Consider the following 25,230-nt stretch of genomic DNA (forward strand, 5'->3'; position numbering starts at 1 on the left):
TCAGCCCTTGGTGCCAAAGATATCGGAGAAGGTTTTGACGTCCTTTTCCGAATTTTTGAGCGCATCGGCAGCGTTCAGCGGCAGAAGCTTGATCTCTTCGCGAGCCGGATAACCGGCGGGCAGCGCGATGCCGTTGCGGGCCGGGATGTAACCGAGGCCGGCTGCAATCTTCTGGCCGTTTTCGGAAAGGAGATAATCGATGAACTTCTTGGCATTGTCCTGATGTTTGGTCGAGGACAGGATGGCAGCCGGTTCGGTGACGGCAGAAACGCCTTCCTTCGGGAAAACGAACTCGACCGGAGCGCCCTTGGCCTTTTCGCGGATCGGCATGTAATCGACGACGACGCCGTAAGCCTTTTCGCCCGAGGCAACAGCCTTCAGAACGCCCCCGTTACCGCCGGCGGCAACCGCGCCATTGGCCTTGAGGTCCTTGTAATAATCCCAGCCGAGACCGTCGACGCCAGCCAGTGTCTGCGCGTGAATGAGAGCGGCACCCGAGGCAACCGGGCTCGGCATGGTGACGAGGCCCTTGGCTTCCGGCTTGGCAAGATCGGCCCAGCTTGTCGGCTTCATGGCGGCCTGGGTGTTGTACATGATGCCGGTGGTGATCAGCTTGGTGGAGTAGTAGTAGCCATCAGCGTCATAGAGCGAGGCGTCAAAGTTCTTGGCTTCCGGCGACTTGTAGGCGAGCAGCTGGCCGGCGGCCTTCATGCGTTCGAAGGTCACCGTGTCGGCGATCAGCAGTACGTCGGCAACCGGATTGCCGGCAGCGATTTCGGCGTTGAGCTTCGCCATGATCTGCGGCGTTCCATCACGAACCCACTCGACGTCCACACCCGGATTGGCGGCCTTGAAGCCATCGATGGTGGCCTGCGCATCGGCATTCGGCTGGCTGGTGTAAACGACCAGATCGGCAGCATCGACAACGCCGGCAAGACCGAGCGCAACAAACGCGGTGAAAGAGGAAAGGAGCTTTTTCATGGGAGAGTTCCTGTTTGAGCTGACGCGCTTAAACACACATTCAGCGACACTCATATGACAGGAATGCACAGGTATTCAAACAGACAATAAAAAAGGGCGAAACCGCTGTGGATCCGCCCTTTCGAGGTCTTCATCGTGATGGATGATCAGATGATCGGCAGACTTTCGTGATCGGTGACCGCGGCATTGGCAACCAGACGGCCGAGGCGCTTGATGCCCTCGTCGATCATCTGGTCGTTGGCGCAGGAGAACGACACGCGCAACGTGTTGGCATTGCTGCCATCGGCAAAAAACGCCTTGCCCGGTACGAAGGCGACCTTTTCCGTCGCCAGCGATTTCGCCAGGAGCTCGGCGCCGTCCATGCCTTCCGGCAGCGTCACCCACACGAACATGCCGCCTTCCGGTTTTGTCCACGAGGTGTTTTTCGGCATGTATTTTTCGAGCGCCGCCAGCATGGCATCACGACGACCGCTATAGACACGCTTGATCTTGGCGACCTGATCGGCAAAACCGCGCGAGGCAACGCGCTCGACGGCGATCTGGTTGATCGTCGAGGAATGCAGGTCGGCCGCCTGTTTCATCAGAACCAGCTTGCGGATGACCGGCATGGCGGCCACCACGAAACCGACGCGCAGGCCCGGCGCCAAAGTCTTGGAAAAGCTGCCGCTGTAGATCGTGCGGGTATTTTCGATGCTGCCGTTGCGGGCGATATCCAGCGCCAGGATCGGCGGGATCGCCTCGCCGTCGAAACGCAGGTTCTGATAGGCGGCATCTTCGAGGATGGCGATATCCAGCTCATCGGCCAGCGCCAGCAGCTTTTCACGGCCGGCAAGATCGATCGTTTCACCGGTCGGGTTGGAGAAGTCGGCCGAGAGATAGGCGAATTTTACCGCGCCGCCGGCTTTCGAAGCGGTCTCGCGATAGGCGGCCGGCGTGCGATTGCCGTTCAGCGACAGCTGGTCGTAATGCGGTTCATAGGCATTGAAGGCCGAAAGCGCGCCGAGATAGGTCGGCCATGTCACCAGTGCCGTATCGTTCGGCGACAGGAACAGCTTGCCGAAATAATCGAGCGCCTGCTGCGAACCGGAGGTGATGAAGACGTTATCGGCGGTACAGTCGATGCCGATCTTGGCCATGTCGGCGACGATCCAGTCGCGCAGCGGCTTGTAGCCTTCGCTGACCGAGTATTGCAGCGCCGAGTTGACCTGCGCGCCGGAAAAGATGTCGCCATAAGCGGCCTTGAATTCGTCAGCCGGAAACAGCGCCGGGTCGGGAATGCCGCCGGCAAAGGAGATGATGTCGGGCTGCTCCAGCAGTTTCAGAAGCTCGCGAATTTCCGACGCCTTCATGCGGCTGGAGCGCGTGGCGAAGATATGTTCCCAATCTAGCATGGGATGTTTCCTCTTATTTCAATTTTGTTGCCGTTAGCTTTATAGAAATTCCAACAGGTCAGCAATGCTGACCTATCGAAGTTTCGCGATTTTTCTGCTTTTTATCGCGCCGCGCGACTGACCACTCTCTTCTCTATCGGCACCAAGTATGCCACCACGGTCCTCCTTATGATCAAGGAGGAAGATCATGCTGAAAAACCTGGACCCTGCGCTCAACGCCGACGTCCTGCACGCCCTCAGGTCGATGGGGCATGGCGACACTCTGGTTCTCGCCGACACCAATTTTCCATCCGATTCGATTGCCCGCCAGACCGTGCTCGGCAAGGCGCTAAGGATCGACAATGTTTCGGCGGCGCGCGCCATGCAGGCCATCCTGTCGGTCCTCCCGCTCGACACCCCGCTACAGCCATCCGTCGGCCGCATGGAAATCATGGGCGATCCCGAGACGATCCCAGAGATCCAGCAGGAGGTGCAGGCGCAAATCGATGCGGCCGAAGGTCAATCGGCACCGATGTACGGCATCGAACGCTTTGCCTTCTACGAAAAGGCCAAACAGGCCTATTGCGTCATCGCCACCGGTGAAACCCGCTTTTACGGCTGCTTCCTGCTGACCAAGGGCGTTGTTCCGCCGAAGGGCTAAAACGGAATGGGCCGCGCAGGAAATTTTCCGGCGCGGCCCATTTTCATTCAACCGTAATCGGCGAAAGCTTAGTTGACAGTCTTGTCGACCAGCTTGTTCTTGCCGATCCAAGGCATCATGGCGCGCAGCTTGGTGCCGACTTCTTCGATCTGGTGGCTGTCGTTGTTGCGACGGATACCCTTGAAGCGAGCGCCGCCGGCGCGGTATTCCTGCATCCAGTCCGAGGTGAACTTGCCGGTCTGGATGTCGGTCAGAACGCGCTTCATTTCAGCCTTCGTTTCGGCAGTGATGATGCGCGGGCCGGTGACGTATTCGCCCCACTCGGCCGTGTTCGAGATCGAGTAGTTCATGTTGGCGATGCCGCCTTCATAGATCAGGTCAACGATCAGCTTCACTTCGTGCAGGCACTCGAAATAGGCCATTTCCGGAGCGTAACCGCCCTCGACCAGCGTTTCGAAGCCGGCGCGGATGAGCTCGACCAGACCGCCGCAAAGAACGACCTGTTCACCGAAAAGGTCGGTTTCGCACTCTTCCTTGAACGTGGTTTCGATGATGCCCGAACGGCCGCCGCCAACGCCGCAGGCGTAGGAGAGAGCGAGTTCAAGAGCATTGCCCGAAGCGTTCTGGTGGATAGCAACGAGGCAGGGGACGCCGCCGCCCTTCTGGTATTCGCCGCGAACCGTGTGGCCCGGGCCCTTCGGCGCGATCATGACAACGTCGATCGATGCCTTCGGCTCGATCAGGCCGAAATGAACGTTGAGGCCGTGGGCGAATGCGATGGTGGCGCCGTCACGGATGTTGGCGGCAATTTCGTCGCGGTAGATGTCGGCCTGCAGTTCGTCAGGCGTTGCCATCATCATCAGGTCGGCCCAGGCGGCAGCTTCGGCAACCGTCATGACCTTGAAGCCATCGGCTTCGGCCTTCTTGGCGGTGGCGGAACCGGCCTTGAGGGCGATCGCCATGTTCTGGGCGCCGGAATCCTTCAGGTTCAGCGCGTGTGCGCGGCCCTGCGAACCGTAGCCGATGATGGCGACCTTCTTGGACTTGATGAGGTTGATGTCGGCATCACGATCGTAATAAACGCGCATCCTAAAATTCCTTCCCTATGCGATTGATATGACCGGCCCGTTGTGGATCCGGCATTGTTTCGGGTATTACCGAGCCGCAGAGGCGCGCGGCGCCTCCCCGGAATCCTTGTTCGTTCCGTGCAGGATCAGGAAGGCATCAACTGCCTTGTGCGCCTGCGCGGTATTGTCCTTCAGCCCCAGCTCTCCCAGCAGCATGCGAACATGCAGGTCGGAAACAACCAGGCCGTATAAAGTGTGATAGGCATCGTCCGCATCGTTGAAACGCAGCAAACCCGAGCGCTTGCCGGCCTCGATCAGCCCCCTCGCCCGTCGGTCGATCTCACGGCGACCATGCTCCAGAAGCAGCTTGCCGAGCTTGGAACCATCGCGGCTCGACTGGCCGATCGCCAGCCGGTTCAGCGCCAACGACACGTCGCCGGCCAGAACTTCCAAAAGATCGCGAGCAAAAATTTCGAGATGGTCACGCAGCGCCTCAACGCTCAGGCGCTCGCCGCTACGGTCGGCGGTGCGCACCTTGCTCTGCTGGAACGAGATCATCGCGGCCAGCAGGCCATCGCGATCGCCGAACCATTTATAGAGGCTTTCCTTGGAACAGTTGGCAGCCCGCGCCAGACCGGAAGTGGTCAGCGCTTTGTCTCCACCTTCGACGAGAAGACGCAGCGCCTCGGCCAGAACGGCGCTCTGGCGCGGCGTAAACTTTGCCGATGCGGCGGTGTCAGCGGGCACGATCTGCTCCTCACAAAGACGACGTACGGAATAGGTACCGTACGGTACGGTTCTTCGTACTTGCGACTTATTGCGCCGTCAAGAGGATGCACGCAAGAAATTTAGCAAACGAGATTGCAAAGAGCGTCGAGACCAGTATTGCGCTGAAGGCTTATGCCTCGGCGTCAAACCGGACCCGGGCGGCCTTGACCGCTGCATGGTTGGCGTTTGCCCAGTCCAGCACCTGCGAAAGCGGCAGGAACAGCGACATACCGAGTTCCGTCATCCGATACTCCACGCTTGGCGGCTTGGTTGGAAAGACCTCCCGATCGATATAACCGTCGCGTTGCAACTCCCGCAAAGTCTGGGTCAACATGCGCTGGGAAATGTCGGGCACCAGACGCCGAAGCTCGCCAAAACGATAAGGCCGCTCTGCCAGCGCCTGCAAAAGCAGCGTCGACCATTTGCCGGAAATCTGGTTGATGACGTCACGCACCGGGCAATTGCCGGCATCCCAGTTGGACATGTCGCATTCCTTGCCGGCAAATTGCGGAACGCGGACATTGGTGTTCATGAGGTGGTTCCCTTTTGGTAACGATCTCCCGGAAAACTGCCTTCTTTACAGTTTTCCGTCAATTCCTATTCTATCCCTAGTCTCTTTTTGAGAGCGACATATCTTCCATACAGGAAGACATCAGGGACAAGGAAATACCCCATGGCAAAACTTCTCGTCACCGGCGCCAACGGCAAACTCGGCCGCGCCGTGATCCGGCATCTTCTGGAAACCTCGAAGGTTTCGGCATCCGATATCGTCGCCGCCAGCCGCGACATATCTAAGCTTGCCGATCTGGCCGATCTCGGCATCGAGACGCGCAAGGCCGATTTTGCCGAGCCGGCAGGACTTGAAACCGCCTTTGCCGGCATCGACCGCCTGCTGATCATTTCGACGGATGAACTGGCCGTTCCCGGCGCCCGTCTGCAGCAGCACACCAATGCCGTCAACGCCGCCCAGAAGGCGGGCGTCGGCCATGTGCTTTACACCTCCATGCCGAACCCGGACAAATCGCTGGTCAGCTTCGCGCCGGATCATCTCGGCACCGAGGACGCCATCAAGGCAAGCGGCCTACCCTACACGATCCTGCGCAATGCCTGGTATAACGACAACTATCTGATGAGCATGCCGCACAATCTTGAAGGTGGAAAATGGTTCACCGCGACCGGCGAAGGCAAGGTTGCCAATATCTCGCGTGACGACTGCGCCCGCGCCGCCGCAGCAGCCTTGGCCAACCCGCCGGCCGGCAACCAGACTTTTACGCTCACCGGCACGGTCTCGCTCAATGCCGACCAGATCGCGGAAACCGTTTCCAAGGCCGCCGGCAAGCCGCTGGAGGTCGTGCAGGTGAATGGCGAGCAGCTCGCTGCCGGCATGGCAGCCGCTGGCCTGCCGGATTTCGTCGTCCGCATGCTGGCTTCCGCCGATGCCAATGTCGCGGCCGGCAATTTCGATCTCGTCACCGGCGACTTCAAGACGCTGACAGGCCGCGAGCCGCAATCGCTAAAGGCCTTCTTTGAGGAAAACCGCGCGGCACTTGCCGGTTAAGCCAAAATTGTCAGAATGCGGAAGTGGGATTAGACCCGTTTCGGTCTGACCTCACTTTTCGCGGAGACATGAATGCGCACCATCGGCCTGATCGGCGGCATGAGCTTTGAAAGCACGGAAGTCTATTACCGGCTGATCAATGAGAAGGTCCGCGACCGCATCGGCGGTTTTGCCTCCGCCGACCTGATGATGCATTCGGTGAATTTTGCAGACATCGTCGAAATGCAGAAAAGCGGCCGCTGGGACCTGGCGGCCGATGCCCTTGCCGCAAGCGCCAAGCGGCTTCAGGCAGGCGGCGCCGAATGTGTGCTGATCTGCACCAATACCATGCATCTCGTCGCCCCGCAGGTGGCCGCAGCCGTCGATATTCCGCTCATTCACATCATCGATGAAACCGCCAAAGCGCTTGCCGAAGGCGGGCTGCGCCGGCCGCTTCTGCTCGCCACCCGCTACACGATGGAGCACGGCTTTTATGCGGAGCGCATGACGTCACTCGGCATCGACGTCATGGTGCCGGAACCGGACGACCGCACCGCGATCCACGACATCATCTTCAACGAGCTTTGCGCCGGAACCATCAAGGACAGCTCGCGCGAAACAGCGCTTGCGATGATCGACAAGGCAAAGGCCGCCGGTGCCGACAGCGTGATACTCGGCTGCACGGAAATCTGCCTTCTGCTCGATCCCGAAAAACTGCCGCTCCCCGGAATAGATTCGGCCGCCGTGCATGCGCAGGCGGCCGTGGATTTTTCGCTCACGTGATGGCGTGAAAAGCTTCAGGATTCGTCCTTCAGCGTTTCCTTCTGGGTGATCAGCCGGGCGCTGTGCAGGCCGGACATGTGCGTCCACATCCAGCTCCAGGCGACGGCGAGACGCGAGCGTGTGCCGATCAGGAAGTAGATGTGCGCGAGACCCCAGATCCACCAGGCAAGCCCGCCCTTGAGCTTGAACCTGCCGAAATCGATGACCGCAGCACGGCGGCCGATCGTGGCGAGGCTGCCCTGATGTTTGTAATGAAATGGTCCCGGCACAGGCTTGCCGGTCAGCCGCGCATGCAGGAGCTTGGCCACATAGGCACCCTGCTGCTTGGCAGCCGGCGCAATGCCCGGAACCGGCTTGCCGTCCTGCATGACGAGAGCGGTATCGCCGAGCACAAAGATGTTGGGATCATCGGCGATCGCCAGATCAGGGCCGACAACGGCGCGCCCTGCCCGGTCGGCTTCGACCTCAAGCCATTTGGCGGCCGGTGAGGCCTGCACGCCTGCCGCCCACATGACGGTGCGGGCCGGCACAAACGTGTCGCCGATCGTCACGCCATCCTCGGTGATCGCGGTCACCGGTTTGCCGGTCAGAACCTCAACGCCGAGTTTTTCCAGTGCGGACTTGGCATAGGCCGAAAGATCTTCCGAAAAGGCCGGCAGCACGCGCGGACCGGCTTCGACCAGAAGCACGCGGGTACGCTTGGTATCGATCTTGCGGAATTCCGGCGGCAGGACCTGATGCGCCAGTTCGGCGATCATGCCGGCCATCTCAACACCGGTCGGGCCGGCACCGATAATGGCAAAGGTCAGCTGCGCATCGAGTTCGGTGGAGTGGTTGGTCAGTTCGGCTCGCTCGAAGGCCAGAAGAATGCGACGGCGCAGGGTCGTGGCATCTTCCAGCGTCTTCAGGCCCGGCGCCATGCTTTCCCAGTCGTCACGGCCGAAATAGGCATGGCGGGCACCAGTGGCGAGGACCAGCGTGTCGTATTCCAGCACTTCGCCGGATTTCAACTGTACCGTTCTTGCCGCGCGATCGACGCCGAGAACCTCGTCCAGCAACGTCGTTACGTCCGGGCGATTGCGATACAGCCGGCGGATCGGCCAGGCGATTTCGGAGGTCGCCAGTACCGTTGTCGCGACCTGATAAAGCAGCGGCTGGAACAGGTGATGGTTACGTCGATCGACAAGGGTGATCTTGACCGGGGCGCCCTTGAGGGAATGCACGAGCTGCAGGCCTGCAAAGCCACCGCCAACGACGACTACACGATGTTCAGTCACAACCATTCCTTCCGGAGAAACGCATCGACACAGGGATGCTGCGACGCAATATGGCTATTTACTGATAATCGTCAATTTTAAAACTGCGTCAGATTGTCTGCCCGCAGGCGCGGCGGAATCGACGCACGGTTTCCGCCATTCCATATTCCAGCGCATCGGCCGTCAGGCCATGACCGATGGACACTTCAGCCAGTTTCGGGATGCGCTTCACCAGTGCCGGAAGGTTGGCGACCGTCAGGTCATGACCGGCATTGACGTCCAATCCTTCGGCAAAGGCCGCATCTGCCGTCTGGCCGAGCTTCTCCAGAATGGTGGCACCAAGCGCCGGATCGTCGTAACAGCCACCGTAGGGCCCGGTGTAAAGCTCGATCCGGTCTGCACCGGTCGATTTCGCCAGCCGCACCGCTTCAACATCACCATCACCATCGGCGAACAGCGACACGCGCATGCCCTTGCTCTTTAGCCGACCAACAACCCGCTTCAACATCTCCTGATCGGCGCGAAAATCGAAACCGTGGTCGGAGGTGGCCTGCGATGGATCATCGGGAACCAGCGTCACCTGTTCCGGCTCGGTACGTTCGCACAAGGCCAGAAAATCCTCGCTCGGATACCCTTCGATATTGAACTCGGCCTGCGGAAATTCGTCATCGATCAAGGCCCGCAGCACCGGCAGGTCGGAAAAGCGGATATGCCGCTGGTCCGGGCGCGGATGCACCGTCAATCCGCTTGCACCCGCCTGCAAGGCGATACGGCCAAGGTTTTCGAGGCTTGGCCATGGCAGATCGCGGCGATTGCGCAGCATGGCGATGGCATTGACGTTGACGGAAAGCGTGGTCGGCATCGGCAGGCGTCCTCGAAGCGTGGTCTTGAAGGCATTTGATGGGTGCGAGCTTTAAGCCATCCGCTGTCACACTCAATGTTTTTCGCAAAAAACCAGCATCCGGCGAGATCGAAGCCGGAGCGTAGCCTGTGTAAAATACAACTTATCATGGATGCAGAGTGAGAATTCACCATGGATGGTGAAAATGTCACCATCTGCACATAAAAGCTGCGCCCCCGGTGATTCGGAGGGAAGCAGGGAGGATTGAATGGCACCGTTGCATATGCCGGTGCTGGTCTCGCACGACGAAGGAGTATCATGCGGGAGAATTTCGATCTTTTCGGCACCGTATCGGCGCCGAGCCATCTGCCAGCCTATACGGCCGGTTTTCTGCCACGCCTGACGGGCATCGATTCGCTGCCGCCTCACCCGCTGCCGATCGCCGAGATGGCCGATCTGTTCGGCGTCACGCATCGCACGCTGCATTTCTACGAGGAAAAGAACCTGCTCGTGCCCGAACGCACCGGCACGATGCGGGTCTATGACACCGCCTGCGTCATGCGCATGATGGTCATCAACACCTGCCGCGAGATCGGCATGCCGCTCGCCGCCATTCAGGACCTGATGGACAGGCTTGCCCAAAGCCGGTCGCAAACTGAAGCCGACGAACTGTTTCGGGACTGCCTTGCCGCGCACCGGCGCCAACTGGTCGCCGAACTGTCGCTGATCACCCGCAAGATTACCCAGATCAGAACCATCATGACGAGTGAGGAGGAAAACATGCCGACCACATCGACAACGGAACCTCCGGCCCGCCTTTCGGAAATCGAAAAGCGCTGCCTCGGCCTGATGACGGAAGGGTACAAGGGCGGCAGCCTGGCGCTGGCGCTCGGCATCTGCAGCGGAGAACTGCAGAAACTTGAGGATGCGATCATGACCAAGCTCGATGCCGCCAATCGTTATCAGGCGGCGGCAAAGGCGATCCTGTCCGGCATGCTGCCGAACTGATCTCTTATCGAACGATGGTCAGCGTTTCGGCGGCGCGGGTGACGGCCGTATAAAGCCAGCGCTCACGGGTATCGCGAAAAGCCCAGCTTTCGTCGAACAGAACGACATTGTTCCATTGCGAACCCTGCGCCTTGTGCACGGTGAGCGCATAACCGTAATCGAACTCGTCATAACGCTTGCGCGTCGCCCACGGAATTTCTTCCTCGGTCTCGAAAGACTGCTTGAGCAGCTTAATCTTGGCCGCGCCACGATCCATGTCGTCGTCTTCCGGGCGGATCATCAGGTTGATACCCGGCTTCACCGTTTCGCGGGACGAACTCATCACCTGCCACAGCGAGCCATTGAGCAGGCCCTTGACCTGATCATTGCGCAGGCAGACCAGTTTATCACCGGATTGCGGGTAATCGGCGGTAAACCCTTTGAGCTGGCGCAGACGCTGATTGTAGCGTTTTCGGGTCTTGTTGGTGCCGACCAGAACCTGATCGGCTTCCAGCACCAGTTCCTGATTGACCTCGTTGCGGGAAATCACCCTGGCGGTCCCGTAGTCGCCATGCATGATTTCCTTGCCCTCGCGAATCTGCATGGCAAGCTGGATGATCGGGTTGTCGCGGGCCTGACGATGGATATCGGTCAGAAGGTAATCCGGTTCCTGTTCGGTGAAAAAACCGCCACCGGATACCGGCGGCAACTGTCCGGGATCGCCGAGCACGAGAATGGGCGTGCCAAAACTCATCAGGTCGCGGCCAAGCGCCTCGTCCACCATCGAGCATTCGTCGATGACGATCAGTGCCGCTTTTGCGACCGGGCTCTGGCGGTTGATCGAAAACATCGGCGCGATCGAGGTCTTGCCGGTATCTTCGTCCTCGACCGCCTCTTCGCCGCGCGGGCGATAGATCAGCGAATGGATGGTTTTGGCATTGCTGGCGCCGCGCGAACGCAAAACCTGCGCCGCTTTGCCGGTAAAGGCCGCGAACAGAACATCGCCATCGACATGCTCGGCAAAATGTTTGGCAAGCGTCGTTTTGCCGGTACCGGCATAACCGAACAGCCGGAAAACCGGCGTGCGACCGGCCTTCAGCCAGTCGGAAACGGCCTTGAGGGCCTCGTCCTGTTGCGGAGCAAACTGCATGGCCGCGACTTGGCAGGATTCGGACGGGCAAAGCAACAGAAAAGAACGAAAGAGGATCAAATGGGCGGGGACAGTGGTCCCTCGCCCGTTGATCTTTGGCGTTGATCCTTGGCCCGGCTCAGGCCGGCAATTCGACGGTGAATGCGAACCGAGCCTTGCCGCCCGGCGCCAGAATGGTGGTGGACGGACGCGCCGACAATTCCAGTCCCGCGCCGGCCTTGGCGGCCATGCCATGCCATGGCTCGATGCAGAGGAAAGGCGCGCCGACCTTCTGCCACAGCGCGAGATTCGGCAGGTTCTCGAAGGTGAAATGCAGCAGCGGCCCACCCTCGACGCCATAGGTCAGGCCACTGCCCGCACCTTGCGGAAAGATCATCGCATCCGCCTCGAACATCGAATGCTGCACCGTCAGTCGACCAGCCTTGAAAGGAGAATCCTTTAATGTCGTTGGAATGAGGCCACCTTCCAGCCGCAACAGAGCCGGTTCGCCGCCATTGTCGAGCACGACCTGATGCGGTTTGCCCTCAGCCCCCGGCAGCGGCCAGAGGAAAGCCGGATGAAAACCGAGCCCGAACGGCATGTCGGCCTGACCGCGATTTTCCACCTCGGCGGCGACGGTCAGCTTGGCGCCCTCGACCGAATGCTCAAGCGCCAGCAGGAAATCGAAAGGATAGACCGCATGCGTCACATCCGATGCCTTAAGCTCGAAGCGGCACATGTGCGGCGTCGAAGCGGTCAGATCGAACGTGGTGCGGCGGGCAAAGCCGTGCTGCGCCATCGGGTAGACATGCCCATCGATCTCGACATGATCATCCGGCGCCTTGCCGACAATCGGAAACAGGATAGGCGAGCGGCCGGTCCAATAGTCTGAATCACCGTTCCAGAGCCAATCGCGGCCATCCTTCGTCTTCAGACTTTGCATCTCGGCGCCAAGCGGCGAAACCTCGACCGTCAGATATTCGTTTCCGATCCGTATCGGCTGGCTCATCACTTGCGCTCCTCGATTCGATTGGCGTGACCTTATCGGCTATCTGGCCCTTTGCCAGCCGAAAGCAAATTGCGAAAAGGAAATTCAGGCGGTTTGATCTGTATCGTCCCGGCGTTATGCTGAAGGCGCAAAACTGTCACGCACGCACCGGCCTGACCTTTCCCGACCGGGAAACGCGCCGAAAAGCCATTGCCTACCTCTCGAAACAGCAGCGGAAGCCCCAATGTCCGACGCCCAAAATATCCTCAATCCCTCCGTTTCCCTTCCCGATGGCACTGCCGTTCCGACGCTTGGCGCCGGCACATGGAATATGGGGGAAAACGCCCGCCACCGGGCAACCGAAATCGAAGCCTTGCGCCACGCCATGGACCTCGGCATGACGCTGATCGACACGGCCGAAATGTATGGCGAAGGCGGTGCGGAAGAGGTGGTCGGCGAGGCCATCAAGGGGCGTCGGCACGAGGTTTTTCTCGTCTCGAAAGTCTATCCGCAGAATGCCAGCCGCGACGGCATCATCGCCGCCTGCGAGCGCAGTTTGAGGCGCATGCGGACAGACCGCATCGATCTATACCTTCTGCACTGGCGCGGCAGCCATCCGCTGGCGGAAACGGTGGAAGGTTTCAAGACGCTGGTCAAACAGGGCAAGATCGGCAATTGGGGTGTTTCCAATTTCGATACGGAAGACATGAAGGAACTGTTTTCCGTGCCGCATGGCGATCGCTGCGCCGTCAATCAGGTTCTCTACAATATCGGCCGTCGCGGCATCGAATATGATCTCATGCCATGGTGCGTCGGTAATGGCATTCCGATCATGGCCTATTCACCGATCGAGCAGGGCCGCCTCGCCCATCATCCCGACCTGATCGAGATCGCCAAAGCGCATCAGGCGACGCCGGCGCAGGTGGCGCTTGCCTTCGTGCTCCAGCATTTTGGCGTGATCGCCATCCCGAAAGCGTCGAACAAGGCGCATGTCGAGGAAAATGTCAGGGCCTTGGCATTGAGGCTGCTGGATGATGAATGGCAAAAGCTGAATGCCGTCTTCCCAGCGCCGACCAAGGCACGACCACTGGAAATGCTGTAGCCAAAAAGAAATCGGGGCGATCCAAGGACCGCCCCAATAGGATTACATGCCCTGCGCACCGCGGTTCATCGCCGCAATGCCGGTGCGGCAAACCTCGATCAGGCCGAGCGGTTTGACCACCGCCACGAACTGGTCGATCTTCGACGATTTTCCGGTGATCTCGAAGATGAAGTGACCGACGGTCGCATCCACCACCTTTGCCTGAAAGGCGTCGGCAAGGCGCAGCGCTTCGGCACGGCTTTCACCGGCGCCAGCCACCTTGATCAGCGCCACTTCGCGCTCGATTGGACGTTCCTGGCCAAGCTGGCCGGCGCGCACCGTCAGATCAACGACCCGGTGAACCGGCACGATGCGTTCCAGCTGTGCCTTGATCTGCTCCAGCACCACCGGCGTGCCGTTGGTGACGATGGTAATGCGCGACAGATGCGATTCGTGTTCCGTCTCCGAAACGGTGAGACTTTCGATATTGTAGCCACGGCCGGAAAAAAGGCCGATGACGCGGGCAAGCACGCCCGGTTCGTTGGTGACGAGAACCGATAGCGTGTGGCTCTCGACCTTGGCGGTCTCGGGGCTGATGAAATAGGCCGAGCCGGTCGGTTGCTGATGTGCGTTCATGATCTGGGTCCGTTTCCTAGGATGTTGTTCTGGAATACCAGCCCGCATCAAACGAGCTGGCGGCCCTTGGCATCGATGGCAGTCGCAACCGCATCATCCGTTGCATCTTCCGGCAACAGCATCTCGTTATGCGCCTTGCCCGACGGGATCATCGGGAAGCAGTTGGCGAGATTGGCCACGCGGCAATCGAAGATGACAGGCGCATTCACCGCGATCATCTCGGCAATCTTGCCATCCAGTTCCTTCGGATCGTCGCAATACATGCCGACCGCGCCGTAAGCTTCCGCCAGCTTGACGAAGTCAGGCATCGCTTCCGTGTAGGAATTCGACAGGCGGTTGCCATGCAGCAGCTGCTGCCACTGGCGCACCATGCCCATATACTGGTTGTTCAGGATGAAGATCTTGACCGGCAGGTTATGCTGGATGGCGCAGGACATTTCCTGAATGCACATCTGGATCGAGGCATCGCCGGCAATATCGATGACCAGAGCCTCAGGATGCGCCACCTGCACGCCGAGTGCTGCCGGCAGGCCGTAGCCCATCGTGCCGAGACCGCCCGATGTCATCCAGTGGTTCGGCTCTTCGAAACCGAAAAACTGGGCTGCCCACATCTGGTGCTGACCGACCTCGGTGGTGATGTATGTGTCGCGTCCCTTGGTGGCTTCGGCCAAGCGTTCCAAAGCATATTGCGGCATGATGACGTCGTTCGAATTCTTGTAGGAGAACGACTTCTTGGCCCGCCATGTTTCGATCGAAGCCCACCAGTCTGCGGACTGAGCCTTTTCAGGCTTCTTCGGCAGGGCGCGCCACAAACGAACCATGTCTTCCAGAACATGGCCGACATCACCGATGATCGGAATATCGACGCGCACGTTCTTGTTGATCGACGACGGATCGATATCGATATGAATCTTGCGCGAGTTCGGCGAAAACGCATTCAGGCGGCCGGTAATACGGTCATCGAAACGCGCGCCGATGCAGACCATGACGTCACAATCATGCATGGCGAGATTGGCTTCGTAGGAACCATGCATGCCCAGCATGCCGAGCCAGTTCTTGCCCGAGGCCGGATAGGCCCCGAGGCCCATCAGCGTCGAGGTGATCGGGAAATCGGTCAGCTCGACCAGTTCGCGCAACAGCTTGGAGGCTTCCGGGCCGGCATTGATGACGCCGCCACCGGTGTAAAGAACCGGCCGACGGGCCGTCGCCATCAGTTCGACGGCCGCCTGAATGGCTTTGAGATCGCCATTGACCTTGGGCTTGTAGCTCTTGGAAGCAGTTGCTTCCGACGGCGGCACGTAGGTGCCGGTGGCGAACTGGATGTCCTTCGGGATGTCGACGACAACCGGGCCCGGACGGCCGCTCTGGGCGATGCGGAAGGCTTCGTGAATGATGCCGGCCAGCTCGTCTACATTCTTCACCAGCCAGTTATGCTTGGTGCAGGGACGCGTGATGCCGACCGTATCGGCTTCCTGAAACGCATCCGAACCGATCAGTGTGGTTGGAACCTGCCCAGTCAGGCAGACGAGCGGAATGCTGTCCATCAGCGCGTCCTGCAGCGGCGTTACCGCATTGGTGGCGCCGGGACCCGACGTGACCAGCATGACACCGACCTTGCCGGTGGAGCGGGCATAACCTTCGGCCGCATGGCCGGCGCCCTGTTCATGACGGACGAGAATGTGCTGGATGTCTTCCTGCTGAAAGATCTCGTCATAGATCGGAAGCACGGCGCCGCCGGGATAACCGAAAATATGCTCGACGCCGTTGTCCTTCAAAGCGCGAAGCACGATTTCGGCGCCTGTCATTCGGTTGCCGTTATCCGCCGTGTCCGTCATGTCCTGTCCTCCTGGTGTCTGGCCTTTTATATCTGCAATGGCCGGGATTGCTGCTGGAGTTTTTTGCTTCCGGTCCGGTGAGATTGAGAATTGTGGAGCCGGAAACAAGGCATAAAAAAAGGCCCCTCAGGAGCCTGTCTTTCCGCGCATGGGTGGCTAACGCCGGATGGTTACACCATCCTGCCCATGCGCGTTCCCACCACAATAAGAGCGATCGAATTTTTCATGTGGCGAGTGTTAACGGCAAATATATCACCCGTCAACGCGCAACCGCCGAAAAAACGGCGGCAAGCCGGGCCGGCAAGATGAAACAGACGGCTCGCATGCGACAACTTATTGAAACACCTTATTAAGCCGCTTGCGATAATCTCCCCCAAGATTAAGGGGGCTAACCCCACAAGTATTAGCTCGTTCGTTTCAGCCCGACCCAGAGAATAGGGGCCAAGTAGTGCGTAACAGTGACTTCCAGAAAGCGATGACAGCCGGCGAGCAGGAAAGGCGCGACGGCGACAGACCAGGCAATCGACTGCTTGGACGCATCGTGGCCTGCAATGGCGCCCATGCCACCATCGCGGCAGTTGCTGAAAACGGCGAAACCGGCCTGACCGAACTCTGGTCGATCGGCCGCCTGATTTCGATCAGCGTCGGCACCAATCGAGTCGTCGCCATCTCCTATTCGATGTCCACCGACAAGAACGAGTGGATCGACGGCGCAGACAACGAATTCCGTATCGAGGTCGAGTTGCTGGGCGAAGTCCGCGTCAGCCCTGACGGTCGAGAAGAGTTTTCGCGCGGCATTTCGCGTTACCCCTATCTCGGCGCGATCGCGCACCGCATTCGTTCGGCCGACCTCGTGCGCATCTACGATACCGGCCAGAGCGAAAGCTGCGTCATCGGCAAGCTGACACAGGACGAGTCGATTGACGCGACCATCCATATTCCGTCGATGCTGTCCAAGCACTTTGCCGTCGTCGGCTCCACCGGCGTCGGTAAATCGACCGCCGTTTCGCTGCTGCTCAACAAGGCCATCGAAGCCGATCCGAAACTGCGCGTCCTGATCCTCGATCCGCACAACGAATTCGCCGCCGCCTTCCCTGAAAAGGCGGTCGTCATCGACACAGATACGCTCGACCTGCCCTTCTGGTTGATGCGGCTCGAAGAATTTGCCGAAGTCGTCTTCCGTGGGCGCACGCCCGTCGCCGAGGAACTCGATATCCTGCGCGACCTCATCCCTGAGGCGAAACGCGCATTTCGAGGCAGCGAAAACTCGCTGATGCGCCGCACGACGGAAAAGAGTTCCGTCACCGCCGACACGCCGGTACCATACCGCATGGCCGACCTGCTGGCGCTGATCGATGAACGCATCGGCCGCCTTGAAGGCCGCAGCGAAAAGCCCGTTCTGCGTTCGCTGAAAATGCGCGTGACGTCGGCCATCAACGACCCGCGCTACCACTTCATGTTCTCCAACAACACGATCCAAGACACGATCATGGAGACGATCGCGCATATCTTCCGCATTCCCGGCGAAGATAGGCCGATCTCGACCTTCCAGCTCGCCGGCATTCCGTCGGAAGTGGTCAATTCCGTCGCCTCGATCCTCTGCCGCATGTCGTTCGAACTGGCGCTGTGGAGCAACGGCGCCATCCACATGCTGGTCGTCTGCGAAGAGGCGCACCGTTACGTGCCGGCCGATCGTGAACTCGGCTTCGTGCCGACCCGTCAGGCCATCGCCCGTATCGCCAAGGAAGGCCGTAAATACGGTGTTTCGCTCGGCGTCATCACCCAGCGTCCGGGCGAACTCGACCAGACCATTCTTTCACAGTGCTCGACGGTTTTTGCCATGCGCCTTGCCAACGACAAGGACCAGGAAATCATCCGTTCGGCCATTCCGAACTCTTCGGTTTCGACCACCAGTTTTCTGTCGTCGATCGGCAATGGCGAAGCCATCGCATTCGGCGAGGCCATCACCGTGCCGATGCGCATGCGCTTCACCCGCGTCGACCAGAGCCACCTGCCGAAAGCCAACGGCGTCAGCACCGCCCAGCATTCCGATGACGAGACGCCCGACACCGTCGACCTGCGTTCCGTCGTGTCGCGCATGCGCTCGGTCGCCGGCCCCGACATCAGCAATTTCCAGCGCAACGTCAGCAGCCAGGGCTTTTCCCCGTCACAGGCGGATAGCTACATCGATGACGCCGATGATGGCGCCAGTGACGTCGAGCTGGCGCGCTGGAATAGTGAAATGCGCACCGACGATGTGCCTCCACTGGCGCCTCACCAGTCCGGTCACCAGCACTCCGCCGAAGGTCTCGAACCCTATCGACCGGACATGCTGCCGCGCGCACCGCGTGATGCAGAACCGGCAAGACAGCCCCGCTTCACCGAATTCCGTCGCGACGCCGCACCCGATTATGGGACGAGCAACCGCAACGAACCCGCCCGCCCCGCCTTCGGGCGCCCGGAAGGCACCGGATCGTTCCGGGAAAGCCTGCTGAAAAAGCCGCTCAGCAGCCTTTACGACAAGGACTGACGCAGAGTCAGGGCCTTACGTCATATCGGCTGGACCGTGCGGGCCCGGCCAACGCTCCCAACTCTCATCCATCTGGTTTCTGAACCACGTCATCTGGCGTTTGGCATATTGACGGGTCAGCGCAGAGCCGCACTCGATGACCGTGTCGCGGCTCATGCGCCCGGCATTCATCTCGGCAATTTCGTTGACGCCGATCGCCTTCATCACCGGCAGATCCGACGCCGGCTGCATTGCCATCAGCGCCTGGACCTCTTCGATGGCGCCCGTCGCCAGCATGATTTCGAAACGCCGGTTGATCCGGTCATGCAGGATGGGTCGCTCCGGCAGAACGACAATCTTTTTCGCCCGCGCCGGATCGACGATCATTGGCCCGCGTGTTTCCTGAAAAGACGATATCGAACGACCGGTATGAAGATGCGTTTCCAGCGCGCGCAAGATGCGCTGCCCATCCTTCACCTGCAGCCGGAGAGCCATTTCAGGGTCAAGTCTCGACAATTCCGCATGCAGCGCTTCCGGGCCTTCGATGCCCAAACGCTGGCGCAGCGATTCGCGCAAATCATCCGGAATCGACGGCATGTCCGAGAGACCACCGGTCAGCGCCTTGAAATAAAGCCCGGTGCCGCCGATCAGAACCGGCAGTTTTCCTTGGCACTTCAGATCGCCCAGCAGGCGCTCGACGTCGCGTAGCCATTCACCGGTCGAATAGGCCTTGATTGCCGGCACATGCCCGTAAAGCAGGTGCGGCACGCCTTCCATGTCCTCTTCCGAGGGACGCGCCGTCAGCACCCGCAGCGTGTCATAGACCTGCATGCTGTCGGCATTAATCACCACGCCGCCATGTCGTTTGGCAAGCGCGATCGCCAGTGCCGACTTGCCGCTGGCAGTCGGCCCGGTTATCAGGATCGCATCGAAATCGTCCACAAGGTCGTTCATCATGGCTTTCGTTGCCACGCTCATTGCCCATCCGTCAAATCCCGTTCTGACCGCAGGGCTGGGCGAACAGGCCGCAGAAGCCGCGAATGCCGCCGGCCTTTACTGGCTGGCGGACGGAATTGCCTGTGATCTCGCCCTTAGGGACGGTGCCGACCTCACGGCCACAGAAGCCGCCATCAGGGCCGTGATTGCCGACAAGCCGATCGATCTCGTCGTCCAGCAGGCCGAAACGCGTCGCAAGAAACTCCTGCTCGCCGATATGGATTCGACGATGATCGGCCAGGAATGCATCGACGAGCTGGCAGCTGAAGTGGGCCTGAAGGACAAGGTGGCGACCATCACAGCCCGCGCCATGAACGGCGAAATCGAATTCGAACCGGCTCTTCGTGAACGCGTGGCGCTTTTGAAAGGCCTGCCGATCACCGTCGTTGACGACGTCATCGCCAAGCGCATCACACTCACCTCCGGCGGCCCGCAGCTGATCGCCACGATGAAGGCCAAGGGGTTTTACAGCGCCCTCGTTTCCGGTGGTTTCACCGTCTTCACCAGCCGCATTGCCGCCACGCTCGGGTTTGATGAAAACCGCGCCAACATCCTGATCGAAAAGGACGGCGTACTAACCGGCGAAGTGGCCGAACCGATCCTTGGCAAACAGGCCAAGATCGACGCATTGCTCGACCTTGCCGAAAAACTGAAAATCTCGCCGGACGAGGCAATGGCCGTCGGCGATGGCGCCAACGATCTCGGCATGCTTGGCGTTGCCGGCTCCGGTGTCGCTCTCCATGCCAAGCCCACGGTGGCAGCGCAGGCAAAAATGCGCATCGACCACGGCGATCTGACGGCCCTTCTTTATATCCAGGGTTATCGCAAAACCGATTTCGCGCCGGTCGGCTGAGCAGGAAACCGGAGCCTGGGAGGCGAACGTGATCATTCTGGAGACCGAACGCCTCATCCTCCGCAACTGGCGGCCCTCCGATCGCGATCTGTTTCGCGAGATCAATGCCGATCCGAAAGTGATGGAGTTTTTTCCGTTCCGCCGCACCTATGAGGAAGCCGATGCGGTCCTCGAAAAGCTCAACGGCATGATCACCGACACCGGAATCGGTTTTTATGCGATGGCGTTGAAGGAAACCGGTGAACCGATGGGATTTTGCGGCCTATCGCCCACCAATCTCCCCGAAATCTTCCCCGACGGCATGGTGGAGATCGGCTGGCGGCTCGCCACCCGCTACTGGGGCAACGGCTATGTGACGGAAGCATCGCTGGCCTTGCTGGAAGAAGCGCTGGTAAAGCGCGGCATGAAGGCGGTGGTTTCCTTCGCGGTTGCCGAAAACCGCCGCTCGACGGCGGTCATGGAACGCATCGGCATGCAACGCCAGCCATGGCTGGATTTCAAGCATCCGCGCGTGCCGGATACACATCCGCATCTGCAAGATCATGTGGTGTATGCGGCCGCGGCCGAGTTGTGGCGCTCGAAGCAAGCCATCTGAATGGCGACAGGACGGGCCGGCGCACTCACGGGAAGGTCAGCAATATCTCGCCGAGTTTCTGCCTTTGCTTCATCACCAGAGGAATCTGCAGGGAATCAGATCCCTTAAAAAACTCAAATTGCCGTTCCGATGAAAACGAACGTTTTGAGCGCCCGCCCGCAAACGAGCAACCGCCGGAGCAACTGACGGTCAACTCCTTGAAAACGGTGCGGCGATGCGGTTTTTCACCAGCAAGAATTTCAACCCGCAACATGCCGTGCTGAAACAGCAGACAGGTCTCGTCCGCGCGGCAGGTTACACTGCCTGCCAGAGGCTCTTCATTTTCAAACAGAACACCAAACCGAACAGTAAACTCAGCCCCATCTTGTTTTTGAGACAAGGCCGAGTCTGGTACAGCCATCAAGATCAAGGCGGAAGCCAAGACCAGAAGCCTTTGTTTCTGTGCAAATCTGATTTTGCCTAACGCGTCGAACAAACGAACGAACGCCCGATCACTAATCCAGCGGCACCGCGACAATGCGCAGCTCGCCATTGGCGCCCGACACCATCATATGGGCAAAACGGCGTCCCTCGCTTTTGAGCGACTGCACGCGCTTGGTCACGTCCTCCGGGCTCTTCACCTGATCCTGACCGACTTCGACGATCACTTCACCAGCCTTCAGGCCTTTTTCGGCTGCGGCGGTGTTGGGCTCCACGGCTGTGATCACCACACCGTTGACGGCGGCACCGATACCAAAGCTCTTGCGCTGATCTTCGCCCAGAGACGAAAGCGCCAGACCAAGACTGCTGGGAGCCACGGCGTCAGTGTCTTCAGGCGGCTTCACATCCGGCGCCTGATTTTCGGCCGTGTCACTGTCCGGCTCCATATCCTCGCCCTCGCCTTCCGGCAGGACCGGCTGGCCGGCGTTTTCCTCTGGCTCTGCGCTGTCTTCCAGCTGACCGAGCGTCACCTTGACCGTCTGTTCCTTGCCATCGCGCATGATGACGACATCAACCGCCTTGCCGACCGGGCTTTCCGCCACCGCCAGCGGCAGATCGCGCATTTCCTTGACCGGTTTGCCATCGAACGTGAGGATGACGTCGCCGGCCTTGATCGTGCCATTGTCGACCGGCCCGCCCTTGATGACGCCGGACACCAGAGCACCCTGTGCGCTCGTTAGCCCAAGGCTGGATGAAACATCATCCGTCACCGGCTGGATGCGCACGCCGAGCCAGCCGCGGCGGGTTTCGCCGAACTCGATCAGCTGCTTGACGATGTTTTCCGCAAGCTCCGTCGGCACGGCAAAACCGATACCGATCGAGCCGCCGCTCGGCGAGATGATCGCCGTGTTGATACCGATGACCTCACCCTTGGTGTTGAACAGCGGACCACCGGAATTGCCCTTGTTGATGGACGCATCCGTCTGGATGAAGTTGTCGTAAGGGCCGGCGTTGATGTTACGGCCCCGCGCCGAAATGATGCCGAGCGTCACCGAGCCGCCAAGGCCGAACGGGTTGCCGATGGCCATCACCCAGTCGCCGATCCGCATTTTGCGCGAATCGCCGAAACGCACGGCTTTCAGCGGCTTCTTCGGTTCGACTTTCAGGACCGAAAGATCGGTCTTGGTATCGGTGCCGATCAGCTTTGCCTTCAGCTTATCGCCGTTCGGAAAGACCACTTCGATATCGTCGGCACCTTCGATGACGTGGTTATTCGTGACCACGAAACCGGTCGGGTCGATGACAAAACCGGAGCCGAGCGAATTGACCTTGCGGTTGCCCTGATCCTTGCCTTCGCCGTCAAAGAAGTCGTTGAAAAACTCCTGGAAGGGCGAACCATCGGGCGCAACCGGCTTCTGCGGTCCCTCGCCTTCGTTCTTGACGCTCTGCGAGGTCGAAATGTTCACGACGGCATCCAGCAGGCCTTCCGCCAGATCGGCAACGGAAGCCGGCCCGGCACCTGGTGGCGGAGCGAGCGGAGAATTTGCCTGTGCGGCCTGTGCCTGCGCCCACGCAACCGACGGCGTGGCAACGGCGCCCGAAAGCATGACGAATGCGGCGCCGGCCGCTGCGGATCGTTTCAACGACGATCGAAAGGAACGAGCCATCTATATCCTCGCTAAGGAACCCGACTTATCTGGAACAGAAGCATAAGGCGGAATGAAGACCGGGGAAATTACCTTTTCGTGACATAGCGCGCTCCATCCCCATGAACAGTGTACCCAAACGAAAGGGGCGGCCCGAAAGCCGCCCCTTCAATTGTCAGTTCCGTGCCATCAGTTGTTGGCGGGAGCCGTCGTCTGGCCACCGGCGGCTGGTGCCGCAGGCGCCGTGCGAACCGGTCCCTGGCCCTGATTGGCATTGCCGTTCGGGTTCGAGAAGAACCGGAAGAACTGCGAATCGGGCGACAGGACCATGGTCGTGCCGGTGCCGCTCATCGAGGCCTCATAAGCGCGCATCGAACGATAGAACTCGAAGAAGTCCTGATCGCGCGAGAAAGCCTCGCCGAAGATACGGTTACGCTCGGCATCGCCCTCGCCTCGGATGATTTCCGAATCGCGACCGGCTTCCGAGACAAGCTCGATCACCTGACGGTCGGCGACGGCGCGACGGCGCTGGCCTTCTTCGTTACCTCGGGCACGGATCAGTTCGGCTTCCGCCAGACGTTCCGCCTTCATGCGCTCGAAGGTCTGACGCGAGACGTCCTGCGTCAGGTCGGTGCGGCGAATACGAACGTCCTGGATTTTGATGCCGAGCGTGGTCGCTGCGGTGTTCAGATCGTCATGCACGTCGGTCATCATCGCAACGCGTTCGTCGGAAAGCGCGGCATTGAAGCTGCGCAGACCGTAGACGCGGCGCAGGCCGGCATCGAGACGGGTGCGCAGCAGGCGCTCTGCATTGGCGCGTTCACCGGATGCCATCTGCATGAAGAGGCGCGGGTCCTCGATGCGATAGACGACAAAAGCGTCGACATCATAGAAGGCACCGCCGCGAACCTGAACGCGGATATTGTCGAGGTCGAAACGCAGGGCGCGGTCTTCGACGTAAACGACACGGTCGGCATTCGCCATGGCGAACGGCAGCTTGAAGTAAAGACCCGGCTCCGACTTCACGGACTGGATCTCACCGAAGCGGATCACGATCGCCTGTTCGCGTTCGTTGACGACGAAAACCGACGAATAGAGGATGAAAAGCAGAACGCCGAAAGCGATCAGGAAAGCGGGCAACTTGTTCGAAACCATCAGTTTGCCCCCTGCTGCGCGGCAGCCGCGGCACCAGCCGGCTGTCTCGTGAGTTCATTGAGCGGCAGATAAGGCACAACGCCCTGGCCATTCTCGATGATCACCTTGTTGGAGTTCTTCAGAACACCCTCCATGGTTTCCAGGAAGATACGCTGACGGGTTACATCAGGCGCGTTCTTGTACTGGTCATAGATCGATACGAAGCGCTGCGCTTCACCCGTCGCCTCGTTGACGACACGGTCACGATAGGCAGCGGCCTCTTCGCGAACCTGCGCGGCCTGACCGCGTGCGCCACCAAGCTTCTGGTTGGCGTAACGGTTGGCTTCCTCGACCAGGCGGTCCTCGTCCTGCTCGGCACGCTGCACTTCTTCGAAGGCATCGGCGACTTCACGCGGCGGTGATGCATCCTCGATCGGAACGGCATTGATCGTAATGCCCGCGCCGTAGCGGTTCAGCGTATCCTGGATGATGTTGAGGACCTGCACGGAAATACCGGCACGGTCGTCACGGAAAATATCCTGCGCGGGACGACGGCCAACGACTTCACGCATGGCGCTGTCAGCGACCTGCGAAAGCGTCTCACCCGGCGTTTCCAGCTTGAAGAGATAGGCCACCGGATCGGTGACGGTGTAGAGAACGGAGAACTGCACGTTGACGATGTTCGTATCGCCGGTCAGCATCCAGCCGGCATTCGAATTGGTCGTCGAGCGCGCGCCGATCGTCTGCTGCTGTTCGGTGATCTGAACGATTTCAACCGTCTCGATCGGCCAGAAATGGAAGTGCAGACCCTGTCCGGATACTTCCTGCTTCGGCACGCCAAAGCGCAATTCGACAGCACGTTCGTTCGGCTGAACCGTGTAGAAGGACTGGAACACCACGAAGGCGACGATCACCAGCGCCAGGATGGCAAATACGCCACCATTGAAACCGCCGGGCATGACGCCACGCAGCCGGTCCTGGCTGCGCCGGATCAGGTCTTCGAGATCAGGCGGGCCGCCATTGCCGCCACCGTTTCCACCGCCGCCACCGCGCGGTTTGTTCGGTCCCTGCCCCCAAGGACCGCCTTGGTTATTTCCGTTGTTATTTCCGCCGCCGCCCCCCCAGGGGCCGCCGCCATTCTGATTGCTCCAGGGCAT

24 protein-coding genes are annotated in these 25,230 nt (G+C 59.9%); 8 read left to right on the forward strand and 16 right to left on the reverse strand.

Features of this window, described 5'->3' with window-relative positions:
- A complete protein-coding gene (locus J2T09_RS07490) occupies positions 1 to 981 on the reverse strand; it encodes an ABC transporter substrate-binding protein (protein WP_306832820.1) in 981 nt (326 codons plus the stop codon).
- A 146-nt stretch (positions 982 to 1,127) separates the two neighbouring features.
- Positions 1,128 to 2,372: an aminotransferase-like domain-containing protein gene (locus J2T09_RS07495; RefSeq protein WP_306832822.1), complete on the reverse strand. Its 1,245-nt coding sequence runs from the start codon at positions 2,370 to 2,372 to the stop codon at positions 1,128 to 1,130.
- Between the two features lie 187 nt (positions 2,373 to 2,559).
- On the opposite strand from J2T09_RS07495, the gene J2T09_RS07500 reads away from it, so the two are divergent.
- A complete protein-coding gene (locus tag J2T09_RS07500; protein WP_306832824.1) occupies positions 2,560 to 3,012 on the forward strand; it encodes an RbsD/FucU family protein in 453 nt (150 codons plus the stop codon).
- Between the two features lie 68 nt (positions 3,013 to 3,080).
- Here the strand turns inward: J2T09_RS07500 and ilvC are convergent, their stop codons facing one another.
- From ilvC to J2T09_RS07515, 3 genes are all read right to left on the reverse strand, one after another.
- On the reverse strand, positions 3,081 to 4,100 hold the full coding sequence (ilvC, locus tag J2T09_RS07505) for a ketol-acid reductoisomerase (RefSeq protein WP_112730398.1): 1,020 nt from the start codon (positions 4,098 to 4,100) through the stop codon (positions 3,081 to 3,083).
- 66 nt (positions 4,101 to 4,166) lie between these two features.
- The gene (locus J2T09_RS07510) at positions 4,167 to 4,826 is read right to left on the reverse strand and encodes a TetR/AcrR family transcriptional regulator (protein ID WP_306832827.1); all 660 of its coding nucleotides are present in this window, start codon (positions 4,824 to 4,826) and stop codon (positions 4,167 to 4,169) included.
- 151 nt (positions 4,827 to 4,977) lie between these two features.
- A complete protein-coding gene (locus J2T09_RS07515; RefSeq protein WP_306832829.1) occupies positions 4,978 to 5,379 on the reverse strand; it encodes a winged helix-turn-helix transcriptional regulator in 402 nt (133 codons plus the stop codon).
- Between the two features lie 141 nt (positions 5,380 to 5,520).
- Here J2T09_RS07515 and J2T09_RS07520 point away from each other — a divergent pair, with 141 nt between their 5' ends.
- Positions 5,521 to 6,405 (forward strand): SDR family oxidoreductase, encoded by an 885-nt coding sequence (locus J2T09_RS07520; protein ID WP_306832831.1) that lies wholly within the window; start codon positions 5,521 to 5,523, stop codon positions 6,403 to 6,405.
- A gap of 72 nt (positions 6,406 to 6,477) precedes the next feature.
- The gene (locus tag J2T09_RS07525) at positions 6,478 to 7,167 is read left to right on the forward strand and encodes an aspartate/glutamate racemase family protein (protein WP_306832833.1); all 690 of its coding nucleotides are present in this window, start codon (positions 6,478 to 6,480) and stop codon (positions 7,165 to 7,167) included.
- A 14-nt stretch (positions 7,168 to 7,181) separates the two neighbouring features.
- Here the strand turns inward: J2T09_RS07525 and J2T09_RS07530 are convergent, their stop codons facing one another.
- Together J2T09_RS07530 and J2T09_RS07535 are read right to left on the reverse strand one after the other, a co-directional pair.
- Positions 7,182 to 8,444, reverse strand: coding sequence for an NAD(P)/FAD-dependent oxidoreductase (locus tag J2T09_RS07530; protein WP_306832835.1), 1,263 nt, complete (start codon positions 8,442 to 8,444; stop codon positions 7,182 to 7,184).
- Positions 8,445 to 8,532: 88 nt separating this feature from the next.
- Positions 8,533 to 9,285, reverse strand: a complete 753-nt coding sequence (locus J2T09_RS07535) for a pyridoxine 5'-phosphate synthase (RefSeq protein ID WP_306832838.1) — start codon at positions 9,283 to 9,285, stop codon at positions 8,533 to 8,535.
- A gap of 297 nt (positions 9,286 to 9,582) precedes the next feature.
- Between J2T09_RS07535 and J2T09_RS07540 the strand changes: the two genes are divergently transcribed.
- Positions 9,583 to 10,272 carry a MerR family transcriptional regulator gene (locus J2T09_RS07540; RefSeq protein WP_306832840.1) on the forward strand — a complete coding sequence of 230 codons (690 nt, stop codon included), beginning with the start codon at positions 9,583 to 9,585 and terminating at the stop codon, positions 10,270 to 10,272.
- A gap of 4 nt (positions 10,273 to 10,276) precedes the next feature.
- Here J2T09_RS07540 and J2T09_RS07545 read toward each other — a convergent pair whose 3' ends face one another.
- Positions 10,277 to 11,401 (reverse strand): ATP-dependent DNA helicase, encoded by a 1,125-nt coding sequence (locus J2T09_RS07545; protein WP_306832842.1) that lies wholly within the window; start codon positions 11,399 to 11,401, stop codon positions 10,277 to 10,279.
- Between the two features lie 118 nt (positions 11,402 to 11,519).
- Positions 11,520 to 12,389 (reverse strand): aldose 1-epimerase family protein, encoded by an 870-nt coding sequence (locus tag J2T09_RS07550; protein WP_306832844.1) that lies wholly within the window; start codon positions 12,387 to 12,389, stop codon positions 11,520 to 11,522.
- Positions 12,390 to 12,612: 223 nt separating this feature from the next.
- Here J2T09_RS07550 and J2T09_RS07555 point away from each other — a divergent pair, with 223 nt between their 5' ends.
- A complete protein-coding gene (locus J2T09_RS07555; protein ID WP_306832845.1) occupies positions 12,613 to 13,470 on the forward strand; it encodes an aldo/keto reductase in 858 nt (285 codons plus the stop codon).
- Between the two features lie 42 nt (positions 13,471 to 13,512).
- On the opposite strand, the gene ilvN is transcribed toward J2T09_RS07555, so the two are convergent.
- On the reverse strand, positions 13,513 to 14,085 hold the full coding sequence (gene ilvN / locus J2T09_RS07560) for an acetolactate synthase small subunit (protein WP_306832847.1): 573 nt from the start codon (positions 14,083 to 14,085) through the stop codon (positions 13,513 to 13,515).
- A 47-nt stretch (positions 14,086 to 14,132) separates the two neighbouring features.
- Positions 14,133 to 15,920: an acetolactate synthase 3 large subunit gene (locus J2T09_RS07565; RefSeq protein WP_306832849.1), complete on the reverse strand. Its 1,788-nt coding sequence runs from the start codon at positions 15,918 to 15,920 to the stop codon at positions 14,133 to 14,135.
- Positions 15,921 to 16,368: 448 nt separating this feature from the next.
- On the opposite strand from J2T09_RS07565, the gene J2T09_RS07570 reads away from it, so the two are divergent.
- Positions 16,369 to 18,450, forward strand: a complete 2,082-nt coding sequence (locus J2T09_RS07570) for an ATP-binding protein (RefSeq protein WP_373458394.1) — start codon at positions 16,369 to 16,371, stop codon at positions 18,448 to 18,450.
- Between the two features lie 15 nt (positions 18,451 to 18,465).
- On the opposite strand, the gene miaA is transcribed toward J2T09_RS07570, so the two are convergent.
- A complete protein-coding gene (miaA, locus tag J2T09_RS07575) occupies positions 18,466 to 19,386 on the reverse strand; it encodes a tRNA (adenosine(37)-N6)-dimethylallyltransferase MiaA (protein WP_306833222.1) in 921 nt (306 codons plus the stop codon).
- On the opposite strand from miaA, the gene serB reads away from it, so the two are divergent.
- On the forward strand, positions 19,385 to 20,278 hold the full coding sequence (gene serB / locus J2T09_RS07580) for a phosphoserine phosphatase SerB (protein WP_306832851.1): 894 nt from the start codon (positions 19,385 to 19,387) through the stop codon (positions 20,276 to 20,278). The two genes, miaA and serB, sit on opposite strands and share 2 nt — an antisense overlap.
- Positions 20,279 to 20,306: 28 nt before the next feature.
- Positions 20,307 to 20,873, forward strand: a complete 567-nt coding sequence (locus J2T09_RS07585; protein ID WP_306832853.1) for a GNAT family N-acetyltransferase — start codon at positions 20,307 to 20,309, stop codon at positions 20,871 to 20,873.
- 25 nt (positions 20,874 to 20,898) lie between these two features.
- Here J2T09_RS07585 and J2T09_RS07590 read toward each other — a convergent pair whose 3' ends face one another.
- The 4 genes from J2T09_RS07590 to hflK form a co-directional block, all read right to left on the reverse strand.
- Entirely contained in the window at positions 20,899 to 21,294 is a 396-nt protein-coding gene (locus tag J2T09_RS07590; protein WP_306832855.1) for a hypothetical protein, read from the reverse strand.
- 73 nt (positions 21,295 to 21,367) lie between these two features.
- Positions 21,368 to 22,960: a Do family serine endopeptidase gene (locus J2T09_RS07595; protein WP_306832858.1), complete on the reverse strand. Its 1,593-nt coding sequence runs from the start codon at positions 22,958 to 22,960 to the stop codon at positions 21,368 to 21,370.
- Between the two features lie 168 nt (positions 22,961 to 23,128).
- Complete coding sequence (gene hflC / locus J2T09_RS07600) at positions 23,129 to 24,094, reverse strand: protease modulator HflC (protein ID WP_306832860.1); 966 nt, start codon at positions 24,092 to 24,094, stop codon at positions 23,129 to 23,131.
- Positions 24,094 to 25,230, reverse strand: coding sequence for an FtsH protease activity modulator HflK (hflK, locus tag J2T09_RS07605; protein WP_306832863.1), 1,137 nt, complete (start codon positions 25,228 to 25,230; stop codon positions 24,094 to 24,096). Before hflK ends, hflC begins: the two co-directional genes overlap by 1 nt.

The organism is Neorhizobium huautlense, from assembly GCF_030811685.1.
Taxonomy (GTDB): domain Bacteria; phylum Pseudomonadota; class Alphaproteobacteria; order Rhizobiales; family Rhizobiaceae; genus Neorhizobium; species Neorhizobium huautlense_A.